We start from the raw sequence: 14301 nt of genomic DNA, 5'->3' as shown, positions 1-14301 counted from the left end.
GTAGAAATGAATAGAGGCTTGTAAAACGATTGACATTCAATTTATTAGAATTGAATGTCAATCGTTTTACATACATAGTTATATTACATATGTATCTCGTAAAATTCCGATTTTTTACGGGGGAGTCGTTAGCGGGGGAAGGATAAGGTACATAAATAAAGCGTTGTGAAATTTAAAATATTTAATTGGTGTCTTAATGAAAGAATTTAAACCATAGATAAATATTTTCCAACATACAACCCACTTGCAGCAGCTTGAGATAATGAATGAGTGACGCCTGAACAATCTCCGACTAAAAATAGCCCATGTATACTGGTTTCAAAATGGTTATTGAGTTTTATCGTAGGAGTATAAAACTTTCCGTCAATTCCATATAATAAAGTATCTGTATCAATCGGTTCTTGGATAAATTGTTCTAAGCGTAACAAAAATTCTTTAAGTCCTTCAATATATAATGGAGGAATTTCTGTATTCAAATCTCCATAATCTCCTTGTAGTGTAGGCTGTATACGGTTATGTTTCATGTTGTTCGCTGTTGTAGGTTCTTTTTTTAGTAAGTCCTCTAAGCGCTGTATAACAATTCGATCTCGTCCTTGGTTAATGTTTTTTATAATTGAGCTTGCATACAGATTTGCTTCTTTGAGAGTTGGAAAATAGCGCGGGATAAATAAAGTGAAATTTAAGTTAGGTGTGCCAGTTCCTTTCTCTCGAAAATTTTGACCATCAGGCATAACTAAACCTTCTTCGTACTTTCTAATAATGCGTCCTTTTGGATTCATACAGTACGTAGTTGCTGTGAAATCTTCCTGCTCATAAGAAAGTTTCGTCTCGAATGTATCTTTTAATATAGATCGTAATTGGTGTTCTTTCATCTCTACTCTAATACCTAAATCTACACGAGTTTGTTCTTGAGAAATATTTAGAGAAGTACACATTTCTTTTAACCAGTCTGCTCCGGAACGCCCAGCTGCAAATACTAGTTGTTTAGATTGAACTGTTTCTTCATTTGTCTCTATTGTAAAATGATCTTTCTGTTTCATAATATGTTGCACATCTATATGAAAATGTATATTTATTTTCGTAAGTAAAAATTCATAGAGTTGCTGAAAAATGTCACTTGAAAGTGTAGTGCCAAGATGCCGTACTTCTGTTGTTAGCATTTGCAAACCACAAGCTTCAGCCTTCTTATTGAGAGTTGGATTTTCTGTAGAATATTTTGAAACAGAGCTTCCTCCGAACTGACATAGAATTTCATCTACTTCAGCCATAAGTTGTTTAAAGCCTTCTTTACCGACTTTTTGCTCAAGTTCTCCGCCAAATCCGTTTGTATAATTAAATTTCCCTTCAGATTTTCCTAGCCCGCCAAACCCGAAATATTTATCACATGTAGTACAAGTACACACTTTTCCTTCGTCTAAAGGACAATGGCGATCTTCTAACGCTTTCCCTTTATCCAGAATTAAAACCTTTTTGTTACTTTTAGCTAGTAAATAAGCCATAAAAATGCTACTTACTCCAGCGCCGATAATTGTAACATCATACATATTCTTTCACCCGCTAACGAATAGTTTGTTTTTTATTTTTCTAGTGTATAACAATTTTATGAAGTTAAGAAATAGCTTTTATGAATAAAGAGGGAGTTTTTGAACTTGATGCTTCTTAATTTTTCAGAGTGGTGGAGTAAATACAAATTTTTTATTTGAAAGAAGAGATAGTTTTAAAAGATCACTATGTCATATGATTAATAAAATCTTACATATAAAAAAACAGACCTTTTAAGTGAAGAGGTCTGTTAATGATTTTAAATGTTATTTAGCGAAGACGTGGTTACCAATTACTGCTACTGTTTGACGTGTCGTAATCCATTTATCTGTTGATGTTTTTGGATTGTAAAAATAAAGCCAATCAGAATGTATTCCATTTGTGGAGATAGCCTCTTCTACTGCCATTTTTGCTTCTGGGCTTGCAGGATGATTAATTCTTCCATCTGTAACAGGAGTAAATGCATAGCCGTATGTAATAGGTTCATAAATAACGCCTGTTATTGTATTTGGAAACCCTTTTGCGTTTACACGGTTTAGGATAACTTTTGCTACAGCCACTTTTCCTTTATACAATTCACCACCTGCTTCAGCAGTAACTAAGCGTGCCATTAAGTCTTTTTCTTTTTCTGAAATGCTTGAGTTGATTTTCAAGTGTTGTCCTGTATAAAGCTTGTTTCCGACTGTATTGTTAATTTGTTTTATAGATTGAACGGTAACATTGTAACGCTTTGCTATCGTTTCTAATGAGTCTCCCGATTGTACTTGATATATAATTTGGTCACTAATGTTTGCAGGTTTGCCGTTTTGACGAACGGTAATTTTATTTGAGTTCGTGGCACCTGGAATATGTAACTGTTCGCCAATGAAAGTTTGATCGTTTCCTTTATGATTTGCCTGTTTAATGGATTGTATTGAAACGCCGTATTGTTTACTAATGCCCCAAAGTGTATCATTCTTTTTTACTGTATGAATGGTAGAAGCCTCAGCTGTACTTTGGCTACATACGAATGTAATTGCAGCCGCAGATAAAGGGATTATATGTTTTATTTTTAATAATTTCATTGTAAATCCTCCTAAGAAAAAATTAAAGCTGTTAAGTAAGGTGGTTGTGAATGTTTATATGCGTAATATATTAATGTAAGTATATTAGCACATATAAAATAAATAATCATCATAAGTTTCTTATTCATGTATTGTAGAGTTCTAATATGAAATATTGCATATGAAAATACATTGAAGTTCATATTGCTGATTACTATAATCTATTTAGTAGAAAGGGAATATGTTATATAAATAAAATCATTATAAATTAATATAATGATTAATTGTTATTAATAGGAGGATGGATGTAATGAAAATATTTCAAAAAATGTGTGCGTCAACTGTAATCATTACAACACTTTTAGGAATAGGAGGTACTGTCAATAGTGTACATGCTGATTCTATAGAACAACAGAGTAAATTAGGAATAGACCAAGAAACAGATAAGCAAATCATTGTAAAATTTAAAGCGGATTTGAAATTTCCATATGAAGATGGTATTGAAAAACAAATACAATCTCAAACGAACGACAAAGTACTAGAAGATCTTTTGGTAGAATATCCAGATGTAACATTCACGCGTTTATTCACATCTGTAAGTCCAGAGGAAATAGAAGACCTTGAAGTGAAAGCACCCAATAATGTATCTACAAGTTTATTAAACTACTATATTCTTCAAACTCAAAATGGTGAGCAGAAAGAAGAACTAGTAGATAGGTTAAAGAAATCTTCTTTAATAGAAGATGTGTATATGAAGAAACAAGAAAAAATAACGCCACCAGAAGTGCAACCATCAAGTGTATCTCTTAGTCCTAATAACAATCCTAGATTTAAACAACAAGGTTATTTAGAAGCAGCACCATACGGTATTAATGCACCCTTCGCCTGGGAAGTTCAAGGCGGTAAAGGAAGTGGTATAACTTTTGTTGATATGGAATATGGATGGTTATTAAATCATGAGGATTTAGTACATCAAAATATTGAATTAATGTCTGGAATAAATATAGATCAACATGTCGGTCATGGGACGTCTGTACTAGGAATTGTATCCTCTGAGGACAATGAAGTTGGGAATATTGGGATTGCGCCAAAAGCGAAAGCAAAGGTGATTTCTCAAATAAGAGATAACGGACAGTATAATACAGCTGATGCAATATTAAGTGCTGTGAATCAGTTAGAAGCTGGGGATGTTTTATTATTAGAGGCACAAGCTTCCTTTGATGGATATGGTGATAAATATTTACCTGTTGAGGTACAACCAGATATCTTTGATGCAATTCGTGCCGGTACAGATAAAGGTGTTGTCATTATAGAAGCTGGAGCAAATGGTTGGAATGATTTAGACCAATTTAAAGATAGAAATGGTAAACAAATCTTAAATCGTAATAGTAAAGATTTTAAAGATTCAGGTGCAATTATGGTAGGAGCGGGCTCTGCATCTTTCCCTCATGAGCGTATGTGGTTTTCGAATTATGGCAGCCGTATTGATGTGTATGGATGGGGAGAAAACGTAGATACAACTACAGCAGAGCAAAGTCGAAGTGCTGTAAATCTTTATACATCTAGCTTTAGTGGCACGTCGAGTGCGTCGCCTATTATTGCCGGAGCAGCGACTTTAGTACAAAGCATTGCGAAAGAAAATTTAGGACAACCATATAGACCGAGTGAACTAAGAGCAATATTAAGCAACGAGAACACAGGAACAAAATCTAAAAATCCATATGCAGATCAAATTGGTGTTTTACCAGATTTGAAGTCTATACTAGTAAACTTAGGGTATGGACAAAGAAAACCAAACGGTGGGAATGAGTTACAAGTAACAGAAAATGAACCAAATAATGAACGTCTACAGGCAAATAAAGTTAACTTTCATACACCGATGAAAGGGACACTGCATAATAGTGATAGAGTAGATGTATTTACTTTCCAAATTGACTCACCAGAAAATATTACTATTTCTCTACTAAATGAACAAAACATTGGGATGACATGGGTGCTTCATCATGAATCAGATTTAAATAACTATGTAGCATATGGTGAAAATGAAGGAAATGTAGGAAATGTAGGAAATGTAGTGAAAGGTACTTATAATGCAAAGCCAGGTAAATATTATTTATACGTCTATAAGTATGAGAATAAAGATGGTTCATATGTATTGAATATAAAATAAACGAAAGGAACTTCAGATGAAGTTCCTTTAAATTTTTCTAACTCAGGATATGTGAATGATTTTTTAACTTTACTTCTATGCAATATTTCATACTTATGGAATTATATTTATTTTTTACTCACCAGATTATATTATATTCAATAAGTTTGATATAAAACAGAAAAAGGAGGAATAATAATGAGCAGTAAGAAATTTATTTTGAAATTATTCATATGTAGTACGATATTTATCACATTTGTATGTGCTTTACATGATAAGAGGGTTGTTGCAGCTAGCTCTGTTAATGAGTTTGAAAATTGGTCAAAGTGGATGCAACCTATACCTGATAATATCCCATTAGCACGAATTTCAATTCCAGGAACACATGATAGCGGGACGTTCAAATTACAAAATCCAATAAAGCAAGTATGGGGAATGACGCAAGAACATGATTTTCGTTATCAAATGGAACATGGAGCTCGTATTTTTGATATAAGAGGCCGTTTAACAGATGATAATACGATAGTTCTTCATCATGGACCATTATATCTTTATGTAACACTGCACGAATTCATAAACGAAGCGAAACAATTTCTAAAAGATAACCCAAGTGAAACGATTATTATGTCTTTAAAAAAAGAATATGAGGATATGAAAGGTGCAGAAGGTTCATTTAGTAGTACGTTTGAAAAAAGTTATTTTGTTGATCCTATCTTTTTAAAAACAGAAGGAAATATAAAATTGGGAGATGCTCGTGGGAAAATTGTACTATTAAAAAGATATAGTGGTAGTAATGAATCTGGAGGATATAATAATTTTTATTGGCCAGATAATGAGACGTTTACGACAACTGTAAATCAAAATGTAAATGTAACGGTACAAGATAAATATAAAGTGAGTTATGATGAGAAAGTAAAATCTATTAAAGATACGATCAATGAAACGATGAACAATAGTGAGGATTTACATCATCTATATATTAATTTTGCAAGCTTGTCTTCTGGTGGTACAGCATGGAATAGTCCATATTACTATGCCTCTTATATAAATCCTGAAATTGCAAACTATATAAAACAAAAGAGTCCTACAAGAGTAGGTTGGATAATGCAAGACTACATAAATGAAAAGTGGTCACCATTGCTGTATCAAGAAGTTATAAGAGCGAATAAGTCATTAATAAAAGAATAAAGATGATGAGAGTAAGAAGCGATAAAATACGTCGCTTCTTTTTGTTTTCCAAAATCCAACATTAGATATCATACTTTCATGATAGAAAAAAATAAAAATATAAGATATAATCATACATATAAAATTTGTACCTATAAATTTTATATGTATATATAAATTTGATTTATTGTAATGAAATGGAGGTATATAATATGAAGTTTCCACATGATTTTTTATTCGGAGCTGCTTCAGCTTCTTATCAAGTAGAAGGTGCATGGAATGAGGATGGAAAAGGTGTTACGAATTGGGATGAGTTTTCAAAAATTCCTGGCAAAACATACAGTGGAACAAATGGTGATGTAGCTGTTGATCATTATCACCGATATAAAGAAGATGTTCGCTTAATGGCTGAGATGGGGTTAGAATCGTATCGTTTTTCTATTTCTTGGGCGAGAATATTACCGACTGGAGATGGAGAGGTAAATGAAAAAGGAATCGAATTTTATAACAAATTAATTGATGAATGTTTAAAATACGGGATTGTACCATTTGTCACTTTATATCATTGGGATTTACCATTGTCGTTGGAAAAAGATGGTGGATGGACGAATAAACGAACAGCAGAAGCTTTCGTAAAATACGCAGAAATTTGTTTTAAAGCATTTGGTGATAGAGTTAAACATTGGATTACTTTTAATGAGACAGTAATGTTTTGTGGATTAGGTTATTTAAAAGGAGCACATCCACCAGGAATACAAAATGATGTTCCAAAGTATTTTCAAGCGACGCATTATGTATTTTATGCACATGCGAAAACAGTTGCGGTGTACAAGCAGCTGAAACAATATGGGGAAATTGGGATTACACATGTTTTCTTACCTGCTTATAGTGTGGATGGTCAAAAAGAAAATATACTGGCAGCAAGGCATGCGAATGAATATGAAACGTATTGGTATTATGATCCAGTTTTAAAAGGTGAGTATCCGTCTTATGTTTTACAACAATTAAAGAAAAAAGGATGGACTCCTAATTGGACGGTTGAAGAATTAGAAATCATTAAACAAAATGCTGAAAAGAATGATTTTATTGGCTTAAATTATTATCAACCAATACGAGTAGAAAGATACGATATGGATATAAATGACGGGGAGCATTCTCGAGAAAACTCAACACTTGCTCCAGGTAATCCTTCTTTTGATGGTTTTTATCGAACAGTTAAAATGGATGATAAAACATATACGAAATGGGGATGGGAAATATCTCCCGAAGGTTTCTTAGATGGATTACACATGTTGAAAGAGCGTTACGGTGACATAAAGATGTATGTAACGGAAAATGGACTTGGTGATGAAGATCCAATTATTGACGGAGAAATTGTAGATGTTCCGAGAATTAAATTTATTGAAGAGCATTTAAAAGTAATAAAGCGTGCAATTGAAGAGGGAATCAATTTAAAAGGTTATTATGCATGGTCAGTGATTGACCTTTTAAGTTGGTTAAATGGATACAAAAAGCAATATGGCTTTATTTTTGTCGATCATAATGATAACTTAAAACGTAAGAAGAAACTTTCGTTTCATTGGTATAAACATGTGATCGAAACGAGAGGAGAAGAGTTATAACAGATAAAAGAGTATTTTAGGAGACAGTGTATGAGTGCAAAGTATAAACAAATTGCAGATGTGTTAGAGCAAAACATTCGAGACGGGCTTTTTAATGAAACGAAAAAACTACCTACAGAAGAAGCGTTGATGAATCGATTTGAAGTAAGCCGTAATACGATACGTAAAGTAATTAGTCAGCTTGTGAATAGAGGTTATATTTTTCAAGTGCAAGGCAGTGGCATGTTTTTACGCGAAACTTCTGTAACAGATTATATTAATTTAGGAAGTTTGCGTGGATTAACGAAAAATCTCGTTTCGCAAAATATTGAAACGAAAGTGTTAGAACTTGAAGTAATAGGTGCGGACGAAGAGATCGCAAAGCGGATGCAGTGTGAAGCTGGAACTAGGATATATTTTTTGAAGCGTTTAAGAATTGTAGATGGAAAACCATTCTCTATTGAAGTAAGTTATTTCAAAAAGGATATTATTCCATATTTGAATGAAGAAATAGCATTAAGCTCTGTATACAGTTATTTTATTGAAGATTTACGATTAAACATTGGTTTTGCCGATAAAGTAATTAGTTGTGAAAAAGTAAATAAAGAAAATGCAAAGCTTTTAGAATTAAATGAAGGTGATCCGGCGCTTCTTATTGAAAATACAGTTTGTCTTGTAAACGGGACAATTTTCGAATTATCTCAATCGATGTTTCATTATGAAAAGACTAAACTTTTAAATCGGATCAATTTTAAGTGAAAATGAATATAATTAACTTTGCTAAAAAGCAACTGATCATAAGGGATCAGTTGCTTTTTATTTTCAAAGTGGATGAGCAAAAAAACACGAAAGTGGTTGGTCCGTTTTTTGCGAACATCCATTATGATAAGAGAAGAACGGTAGTATGTTATTAACGTTTTAAAGAGGAATTTCTTTATTAAAATAGCTTGTCTTTAGAGAGGTGAAAATACAATGATTTTTGCAATTTCACTAGTGGTTATTATTGTAATTGGATCGCTGTTTGGGACCGTGCTAGCTGCACGAAATGTGGAGGAGAATTACGGGAAATCTACAAAGAGAAATGTGAAAAACTTATCAACTATTTATATTCTTCTTCTTTTCGTACTACTTATTGGGGTAACGTGGTATGCAGTAGTGATTTAATAGTTTTGAAAGAAAAAGGTTAACATTGTGTATGAAGAAGGGGTGCAAGAAACAGTTGAATAGTTAGAGGAAGAACCGTTTTGGATATATCCATTTAAGGATAAGAAAATGTGACTGATTCATACTATTATTACTTAAATAAGGGATAGTTCGTTTTGAGAGGAGGCAACAAGGTGGAATGGAAACCAAATCGTGCAGATAAGACGCCTGTATATAAACAAATAGCGGATTATATTGAAAGGGGTATTTCTTCAGGTGAGTTACCTTCTGACAGTAAGTTACCTTCTGAGCGTATGTTAGCAAAAGAATTACAGGTGAATAGGAGTACGATAGTAGCTGCATATGAAGAATTAAAATCACTTGGAGTAGTAGAACGGCAAAAAGGAAGCGGAACGCGGGTGAATACAGACATATGGGGTGTTTCACATAAACGAATACCAAACTGGGGTAGGTACGTCGAGGACGGGTCATTCTTACCTAATGTACCACTTGTTCAACAAATTCGAACGGAAACACAAAAAAATGACTTAATTAATTTAGCGAGTGGTGAATTGTCACCAGAATTAATTCCGAGTGATAGATTCCGAACGATTTTGTCGGAGAAAACATTTATGGAAAACCTCGGTTATGACCATCCACTTGGAAATGAAATGTTGAGAAAAACAATTGCAGCACATGTTCAGCAATATAAACAAATTGAAGCAGATTCGAATTCTATCCTTATTACATCCGGCGCACAACAGGCACTTAATCTTATCGTTCAATGCTTATTAAAACCAGGAGATGCGATTGCAATTGAGGACCCTTCTTATTGTTTTTCATTGCCGATGTTTAAATCTGCTGGCCTAAAAATATTCCATTTACCTGTTGATCAGCATGGAATGAATCCAGATGATGTAATTGATTTGCATAGAAAACATCGTATTCGCATGGTGTTTTTGAATCCAGATTATCAAAATCCAACGGGAACTGTGCTTTCATTAGCAAGGCGTAAAAAGATATTGGAACTGTCTTCTGAATTTGGTATACCGATTGTAGAAGATGATCCATATAGTTTAACGTCATTTAATGGAGAAGTGAATCCAACATTAAAATCAATGGATCAAAACGGGAATGTTCTTTATATAAGTTCATTATCAAAAATTGTTGCATCAGGATTACGTATTGGCTGGGTAATTGGTCCTACGCGTGTAATAGAACGCTTAGCGGATGCGAAGCAGCAAGTTGATTTTGGGCATAGTGTATTTACGCAGTGGGTGGCAAATCAGTTTTTAGAATCAGAAGATTTTCATGCACATATTACAATGCTCCGTAGACAATTGAAAGAAAGAAGAGATGTGTTAATTAGAAAGCTTGAAGAAGTATTAGGGGACCAGGTTGATTTTTTTGTTCCAGAGGGTGGAATACATTTATGGTGCAAAGTGCAAGGAACGTTTGATGAATATCATTTATTAGGTGAATCTATACGAAATGGTGTAGCGTTTGTTCCGGGAAGTGTTTTAGGTACTAAAAGTGAATATATTCGTTTTACTTTTGGGAGAGTAAATGCCGAACAAATTCACCTAGGAATGACGAGATTTGCGGAAACGTTAAATGAGATTTCATAATAGTGATGCGTAATATTGAAATGAGGGAAAGAAATGAAGTACGTGACGCTTTTACTTCAAGTAGGTGTGCTATATGTATTTAGCTTAGTTGGTACGTGGATTCAGGGAGTATTCCATCTATGACTTCTAGTTTTGTAGTTGTTGCAGGAATAACAGGTGCTATGATCGGACCGACAGTACTTAAATTTTTCCGAATAACAAGTGCGATTGGAAAAGGAGTGGGGATGGGATGTGCATCACATATTATCGGTGTGAGCAGTCTCGTGAAAGAAGGCAAGAAAGAGGCGACAATCGGTTCGGTAACGATGATTGTAACTGGAATACTCATTAGTATATTTATACCTTATGGAACGAAATTTATATTTAAAATGTAATGGAGATGAGAAAATGACAACATGGTTTATAGTTACATTATTTATTTTTGGCGCTCTTAAAGTACTTGTTTCTAGTATGCCAACTTCTGTTGTAGAATCAATTATTAGTAGATTTGAATTACATCAAAAACTTGAGGAAGAGAATACCTCTATATCGATAGATAGCAAGAATATAGAGGGAGAAATGAAACTACAAGTTATTCATGAATTTAATGAGGCTTTATTTTTAGATAAACATTATTTCCCGCCGCACGGGGAAGGAACACCGATCGTTATTAACACGAAGAAAGGGAATAAAGAGATTCGATTTTCTCTATATAGCAACGAGGAACATGTGGATGTAATTAAGCAATATAAGAAGAAAATCGTTGCCTACCGTTTACGTTCAAAAAGCCTTCAAAATCTTGCACCATTAGCAATAAATGAAGAGTATGCTTAAAGAGAGACCGTTGTAAAAACGGTCTCTTTATTATAGGGAGAATCTATATAATTATTAAATTTTTTATTCATATCGTAGTCCATTTGAAAGGGTATCAATAGTTTTCCAATCGTCAACAACAATTTGTTTATTATTTTTATGAATTATATTGTTAGCTATTAGTTTTTCAATAACTCGATTAAGATGACGGGTAGTTGTCCCAATTAATGAGGCGATTTCATGATGATCTTTAGTATGAATTTCGCGACCAAATAAATGAGATGGATTTCGGGCTGTACATAAATAACTAGCAAAGCGTGTTTCCACAGGAGCTAGTAAATTGATACGTGAAGCTGTTGTGCAAGTTTGTAGTTTATAAGTGACGTGATGAATGAGCTCTTGAAGGAAGACTACATCGTGTAATAAGTAACTTGTTACATAATTTTTATCGATAAAAAGGAAATCAGTCTGTTGTTCGGAGGTCACATGAGATTGTATGTCTACGGACTGAATTAATTCAATATCTCCCATGATAGAAACGGCAGAACAAAATCTTAGTAATAATGCTTTGCCTGTAATTACACTTGAAGTTATTTTTGTACGCCCCGACATTTGAATATATAGGCCATCAATCATTTCGCCTTCGTGTAATACAGTTTCTTTCGCTTCATATCTACGGATCTCAAATGGATGATTGAATTGTTGGAATAGCTTCTTTATGTACTCGTTATTTAAGTAGCTTAATAATAAGGTATTATCTACAATATTTTGCATAATGTTTCTCCTTTTGGGACATCTGTCCTGTCTATTATAAAATAATTCATATACATTAAAAAGAAAGGAGTGATGTATATGAAATTTATTTTTGATATTGATGGTACTATTTGTTTTAAAGGGAACGCAGTAACGAAAGGGATAATTCAGGCACTAGACGTATGTCAAAGTAAAGGGCATGAGATTATATTTGCATCAGCTAGACCGATTAGGGACTTATTACCGGTACTACCAAATCATATGCATCATTATTCGATGATTGGTGGGAATGGTGCATTTATTGCAAAGGAAAAGGAGACTATTGAAGTTATAACTTTTGATCCGGGAACGGTAAGTGCTATACATTCAATAATAGAGAAACATAGTCTTTCATATTTGATAGATAGTCATTGGAATTATTCTTATACAGGAAGTGAGAATCACCCTATCTACAAAAACATAGATCCTAATCAATTGGCTAATAATGTACATATTGATGAAATTAAGGAAATAGTAAAAGTGGTATTATTTCCTGATAATGTTCAAAAAGAATATATTATGAATATGTTGAAAGAACTTCCTATACGTATTTATGAACATGATAATGAGGGAATCGTGGATATAAGCCCTGAAAATATTGATAAATGGATTGGGTTACAACGATTAGGCATAAAAGAGAGGGAATTCGTAGTGTTTGGTAATGATTTAAACGATTTATCAATGTTTATACACGCTAAGGAAAGTATTTGTGTTGGGAGTCATGAAGTATTAGTGGGCCATGCATCCACATGTTTAAAAACAGATGAACAAAGTATTGTTAATAAAATAATTGAGTTATCCGATTTATATGCGTAATGGTATATATGTGGAACATAATAAAAAGAGTACTAAAAGGTTTGCTAGCTTTTAGTACTCTTTTTTATTAATCATGAAATGATATAGTTTCCAAATAAAAGAAAAGAAAATCATATAGCCAAATAAAGAATATGTATGATTCCAATCTACACTATGAATAAATAAACCAAATCTTTCAGCAACCTGCTCAAAAATGCTAGCGCAAATACCAATTAAAATAATAAATAGAATTCTAGAAACTGCAGATAATGTTTTTGAAATTTGTATGAAAAGCGTTGTTAAAATTGGTAGTACAAACAAAGTAAAGCCAATGTTAACTGAAAATATGGATGAGAATGGCCTAACGGGAAAGGAATAGATTTGTTTTGCAACAAAGAAAGCATCTAAGCAAGTGCCGATAATAGAAGAGAGTAAGATTGTAACTGCTAATGATAGAAAATCATTCTTCTTCTCGAAGAAGGACGTTTTTCTTTGCAAGAATGGCAAGTTCAATTTTTTCGAGTGTTTTACAGTAGTCTTCTGTAATTTGTCCATTTATATTTTCCTCCTTATCTACTAAGTAATTTACAACTTGCCAGTCCGTAAACCAATCTTCATTGTCAACTTCTTCATGCTTCATATCTCGCCATGCATAGATGAGTGCAGGACTGTATATACGATAAGCGCCACTACGCAACTGGCATTTCTTTATTCGACGCTTATAAAACTCACGGGAAAAAGATTCATTGACACTTGAAAATAAATGAGGCCAGTAATCTTTCCTTGATCCTGTATGCGGATGGTGCTGGGCCCAGCTTATTATTTGAGATAAAACATGTGTGTCTCGAAATAATAATGAATACAACCTTTTTCCAATTAAGATTCGTTCGTGTAAGGAAGTGAAATGTTTCATTGTATCACCAAATAGTAATACTTTGTGTTTCTTATCATTTTCGTAGAATGGGAAAAGAATATGATTAAATTGAAAGAAATCAAAGAGTTTAAATCCAATACTATTAAGTACAGTCTTTTTAAATTGTATATTTTGAATCACTCTTTTTTCTAAGTAGTTTTGTTCATTAATAATAGTTGCAATGGCTAATGTTTTTTTGTTACCTGTTTTCCAAAAATCGTTCCACATCGTTTCCATAAATGTAGAAACATTTAGGTGAGGGAGAAGGTGAAATAGCTTTTGTGCTCTTTTTACACTTTGTTCATAAAGCAGAAATTGAGGATATACATCTTGGAAAATAAGCCAATTCCCTCTTTCTAAAAAAGAAAAAAATGTCATTTGATCTTTCTCTGATAAAATTTTCGTATATAAATCGCCCTTCAAATCAGTCATATTCCAACCGCCGTTACGTGATACCATATGCCCAAGTAGTGCCCAATGTATTTCTGGATATTGAATGTAAAATTGGTAGTATGCGCGTGTTCTTGTCACATTATTTTTATTTAGCTGTTCTGTTTGTATTTTTATGTTGTTGATGATGAGTTGCTCTTCTTTCGTTAATTTATACATCGTGCCAGAATGAATGAGCTTGCTTTTTTGTTTCAATTCATTTTTTACATCGAATAGGGAGAGAGGCAGGGCTTGGGAAGGTCCGTTATATGTATGATTTGAATTACTTCGGTACATTCCATTACCT

Annotated in this window: 13 protein-coding genes and 2 pseudogenes; 10 read left to right on the top strand and 5 right to left on the bottom strand. The window is 33.2% G+C overall.

The genetic code is table 11. From position 1 onward, the window contains the following. Positions 1 to 206: 206 nt before the first annotated feature. Positions 207 to 1544, bottom strand: coding sequence for an NAD(P)/FAD-dependent oxidoreductase (locus tag ACVWY7_RS09545; RefSeq protein WP_000272381.1), 1338 nt, complete (start codon positions 1542 to 1544; stop codon positions 207 to 209). Positions 1545 to 1808: 264 nt separating this feature from the next. Then, positions 1809 to 2606, bottom strand: coding sequence for a cell wall hydrolase (locus ACVWY7_RS09540; protein WP_073524600.1), 798 nt, complete (start codon positions 2604 to 2606; stop codon positions 1809 to 1811). 289 nt (positions 2607 to 2895) lie between these two features. Here ACVWY7_RS09540 and ACVWY7_RS09535 point away from each other — a divergent pair, with 289 nt between their 5' ends. The 9 genes and pseudogenes from ACVWY7_RS09535 to ACVWY7_RS09495 all read left to right on the top strand — a co-directional run bounded on the left by ACVWY7_RS09535 (position 2896) and on the right by ACVWY7_RS09495 (position 11086). Further along, positions 2896 to 4755 carry a S8 family peptidase gene (locus tag ACVWY7_RS09535; protein ID WP_456523763.1) on the top strand — a complete coding sequence of 620 codons (1860 nt, stop codon included), beginning with the start codon at positions 2896 to 2898 and terminating at the stop codon, positions 4753 to 4755. A 177-nt stretch (positions 4756 to 4932) separates the two neighbouring features. Then, on the top strand, positions 4933 to 5922 hold the full coding sequence (gene plcA, locus ACVWY7_RS09530) for a phosphatidylinositol diacylglycerol-lyase (RefSeq protein WP_073524597.1): 990 nt from the start codon (positions 4933 to 4935) through the stop codon (positions 5920 to 5922). Between the two features lie 191 nt (positions 5923 to 6113). Further along, positions 6114 to 7523 (top strand): glycoside hydrolase family 1 protein, encoded by a 1410-nt coding sequence (locus ACVWY7_RS09525; RefSeq protein ID WP_073524595.1) that lies wholly within the window; start codon positions 6114 to 6116, stop codon positions 7521 to 7523. 30 nt (positions 7524 to 7553) lie between these two features. Then, on the top strand, positions 7554 to 8261 hold the full coding sequence (locus ACVWY7_RS09520) for a GntR family transcriptional regulator (RefSeq protein WP_001274918.1): 708 nt from the start codon (positions 7554 to 7556) through the stop codon (positions 8259 to 8261). 213 nt (positions 8262 to 8474) lie between these two features. Further along, on the top strand, positions 8475 to 8666 hold the full coding sequence (locus tag ACVWY7_RS09515; protein ID WP_000575325.1) for a hypothetical protein: 192 nt from the start codon (positions 8475 to 8477) through the stop codon (positions 8664 to 8666). A 173-nt stretch (positions 8667 to 8839) separates the two neighbouring features. Beyond that, entirely contained in the window at positions 8840 to 10273 is a 1434-nt protein-coding gene (gene pdxR, locus ACVWY7_RS09510) for a MocR-like pyridoxine biosynthesis transcription factor PdxR (protein ID WP_000454985.1), read from the top strand. A 33-nt stretch (positions 10274 to 10306) separates the two neighbouring features. Beyond that, positions 10307 to 10393 (top strand): annotated as a pseudogene (locus tag ACVWY7_RS09505) (holin); the annotation flags it as partial. Continuing rightward, positions 10378 to 10647, top strand: a pseudogene (locus tag ACVWY7_RS09500) (LrgB family protein); the annotation flags it as partial. The pseudogenes ACVWY7_RS09505 and ACVWY7_RS09500, both read left to right, overlap by 16 nt. Before the next feature lie 13 nt (positions 10648 to 10660). Further along, the gene (locus ACVWY7_RS09495; protein WP_000214626.1) at positions 10661 to 11086 is read left to right on the top strand and encodes a YfmQ family protein; all 426 of its coding nucleotides are present in this window, start codon (positions 10661 to 10663) and stop codon (positions 11084 to 11086) included. Positions 11087 to 11149: 63 nt separating this feature from the next. Here the strand turns inward: ACVWY7_RS09495 and ACVWY7_RS09490 are convergent, their stop codons facing one another. Then, positions 11150 to 11839: a Crp/Fnr family transcriptional regulator gene (locus ACVWY7_RS09490; protein WP_073524593.1), complete on the bottom strand. Its 690-nt coding sequence runs from the start codon at positions 11837 to 11839 to the stop codon at positions 11150 to 11152. Positions 11840 to 11917: 78 nt separating this feature from the next. Between ACVWY7_RS09490 and ACVWY7_RS09485 the strand changes: the two genes are divergently transcribed. Continuing rightward, entirely contained in the window at positions 11918 to 12673 is a 756-nt protein-coding gene (locus tag ACVWY7_RS09485) for an HAD-IIB family hydrolase (protein WP_000668602.1), read from the top strand. A gap of 51 nt (positions 12674 to 12724) precedes the next feature. On the opposite strand, the gene ACVWY7_RS09480 is transcribed toward ACVWY7_RS09485, so the two are convergent. After that, complete coding sequence (locus ACVWY7_RS09480) at positions 12725 to 13150, bottom strand: CBO0543 family protein (RefSeq protein WP_033682170.1); 426 nt, start codon at positions 13148 to 13150, stop codon at positions 12725 to 12727. Beyond that, positions 13113 to 14291: a DUF2515 domain-containing protein gene (locus tag ACVWY7_RS09475; protein WP_000286280.1), complete on the bottom strand. Its 1179-nt coding sequence runs from the start codon at positions 14289 to 14291 to the stop codon at positions 13113 to 13115. The genes ACVWY7_RS09480 and ACVWY7_RS09475 overlap by 38 nt, the downstream gene beginning before the upstream one ends. Between the last annotated feature and the right edge of the window lie 10 nt (positions 14292 to 14301).

The organism is Bacillus sp. TE9106W (assembly GCF_054062215.1).
The sequence above is the reverse complement of the archived record's forward strand: the minus strand, read 5'-3'. Positions and strand labels throughout refer to the sequence as shown.

What these genes read in the sequence shown, in the direction of transcription:
- ACVWY7_RS09520 (WP_001274918.1), top strand. Translation starts at nt 7,554, where the DNA reads ATGAGTGCAAAGTATAAACAAATTGCAGATGTGTTAGAGCAAAACATT.
- ACVWY7_RS09515 (WP_000575325.1), top strand. Translation starts at nt 8,475, where the DNA reads ATGATTTTTGCAATTTCACTAGTGGTTATTATTGTAATTGGATCGCTG.
- ACVWY7_RS09495 (WP_000214626.1), top strand. Translation starts at nt 10,661, where the DNA reads ATGACAACATGGTTTATAGTTACATTATTTATTTTTGGCGCTCTTAAA.
- ACVWY7_RS09545 (WP_000272381.1), bottom strand. Translation starts at nt 1,544, where the DNA reads ATGTATGATGTTACAATTATCGGCGCTGGAGTAAGTAGCATTTTTATG.
- ACVWY7_RS09525 (WP_073524595.1), top strand. Translation starts at nt 6,114, where the DNA reads ATGAAGTTTCCACATGATTTTTTATTCGGAGCTGCTTCAGCTTCTTAT.
- ACVWY7_RS09535 (WP_456523763.1), top strand. Translation starts at nt 2,896, where the DNA reads ATGAAAATATTTCAAAAAATGTGTGCGTCAACTGTAATCATTACAACA.
- ACVWY7_RS09475 (WP_000286280.1), bottom strand. Translation starts at nt 14,291, where the DNA reads ATGTACCGAAGTAATTCAAATCATACATATAACGGACCTTCCCAAGCC.
- ACVWY7_RS09485 (WP_000668602.1), top strand. Translation starts at nt 11,918, where the DNA reads ATGAAATTTATTTTTGATATTGATGGTACTATTTGTTTTAAAGGGAAC.
- ACVWY7_RS09490 (WP_073524593.1), bottom strand. Translation starts at nt 11,839, where the DNA reads ATGCAAAATATTGTAGATAATACCTTATTATTAAGCTACTTAAATAAC.
- plcA (WP_073524597.1), top strand. Translation starts at nt 4,933, where the DNA reads ATGAGCAGTAAGAAATTTATTTTGAAATTATTCATATGTAGTACGATA.
- ACVWY7_RS09540 (WP_073524600.1), bottom strand. Translation starts at nt 2,606, where the DNA reads ATGAAATTATTAAAAATAAAACATATAATCCCTTTATCTGCGGCTGCA.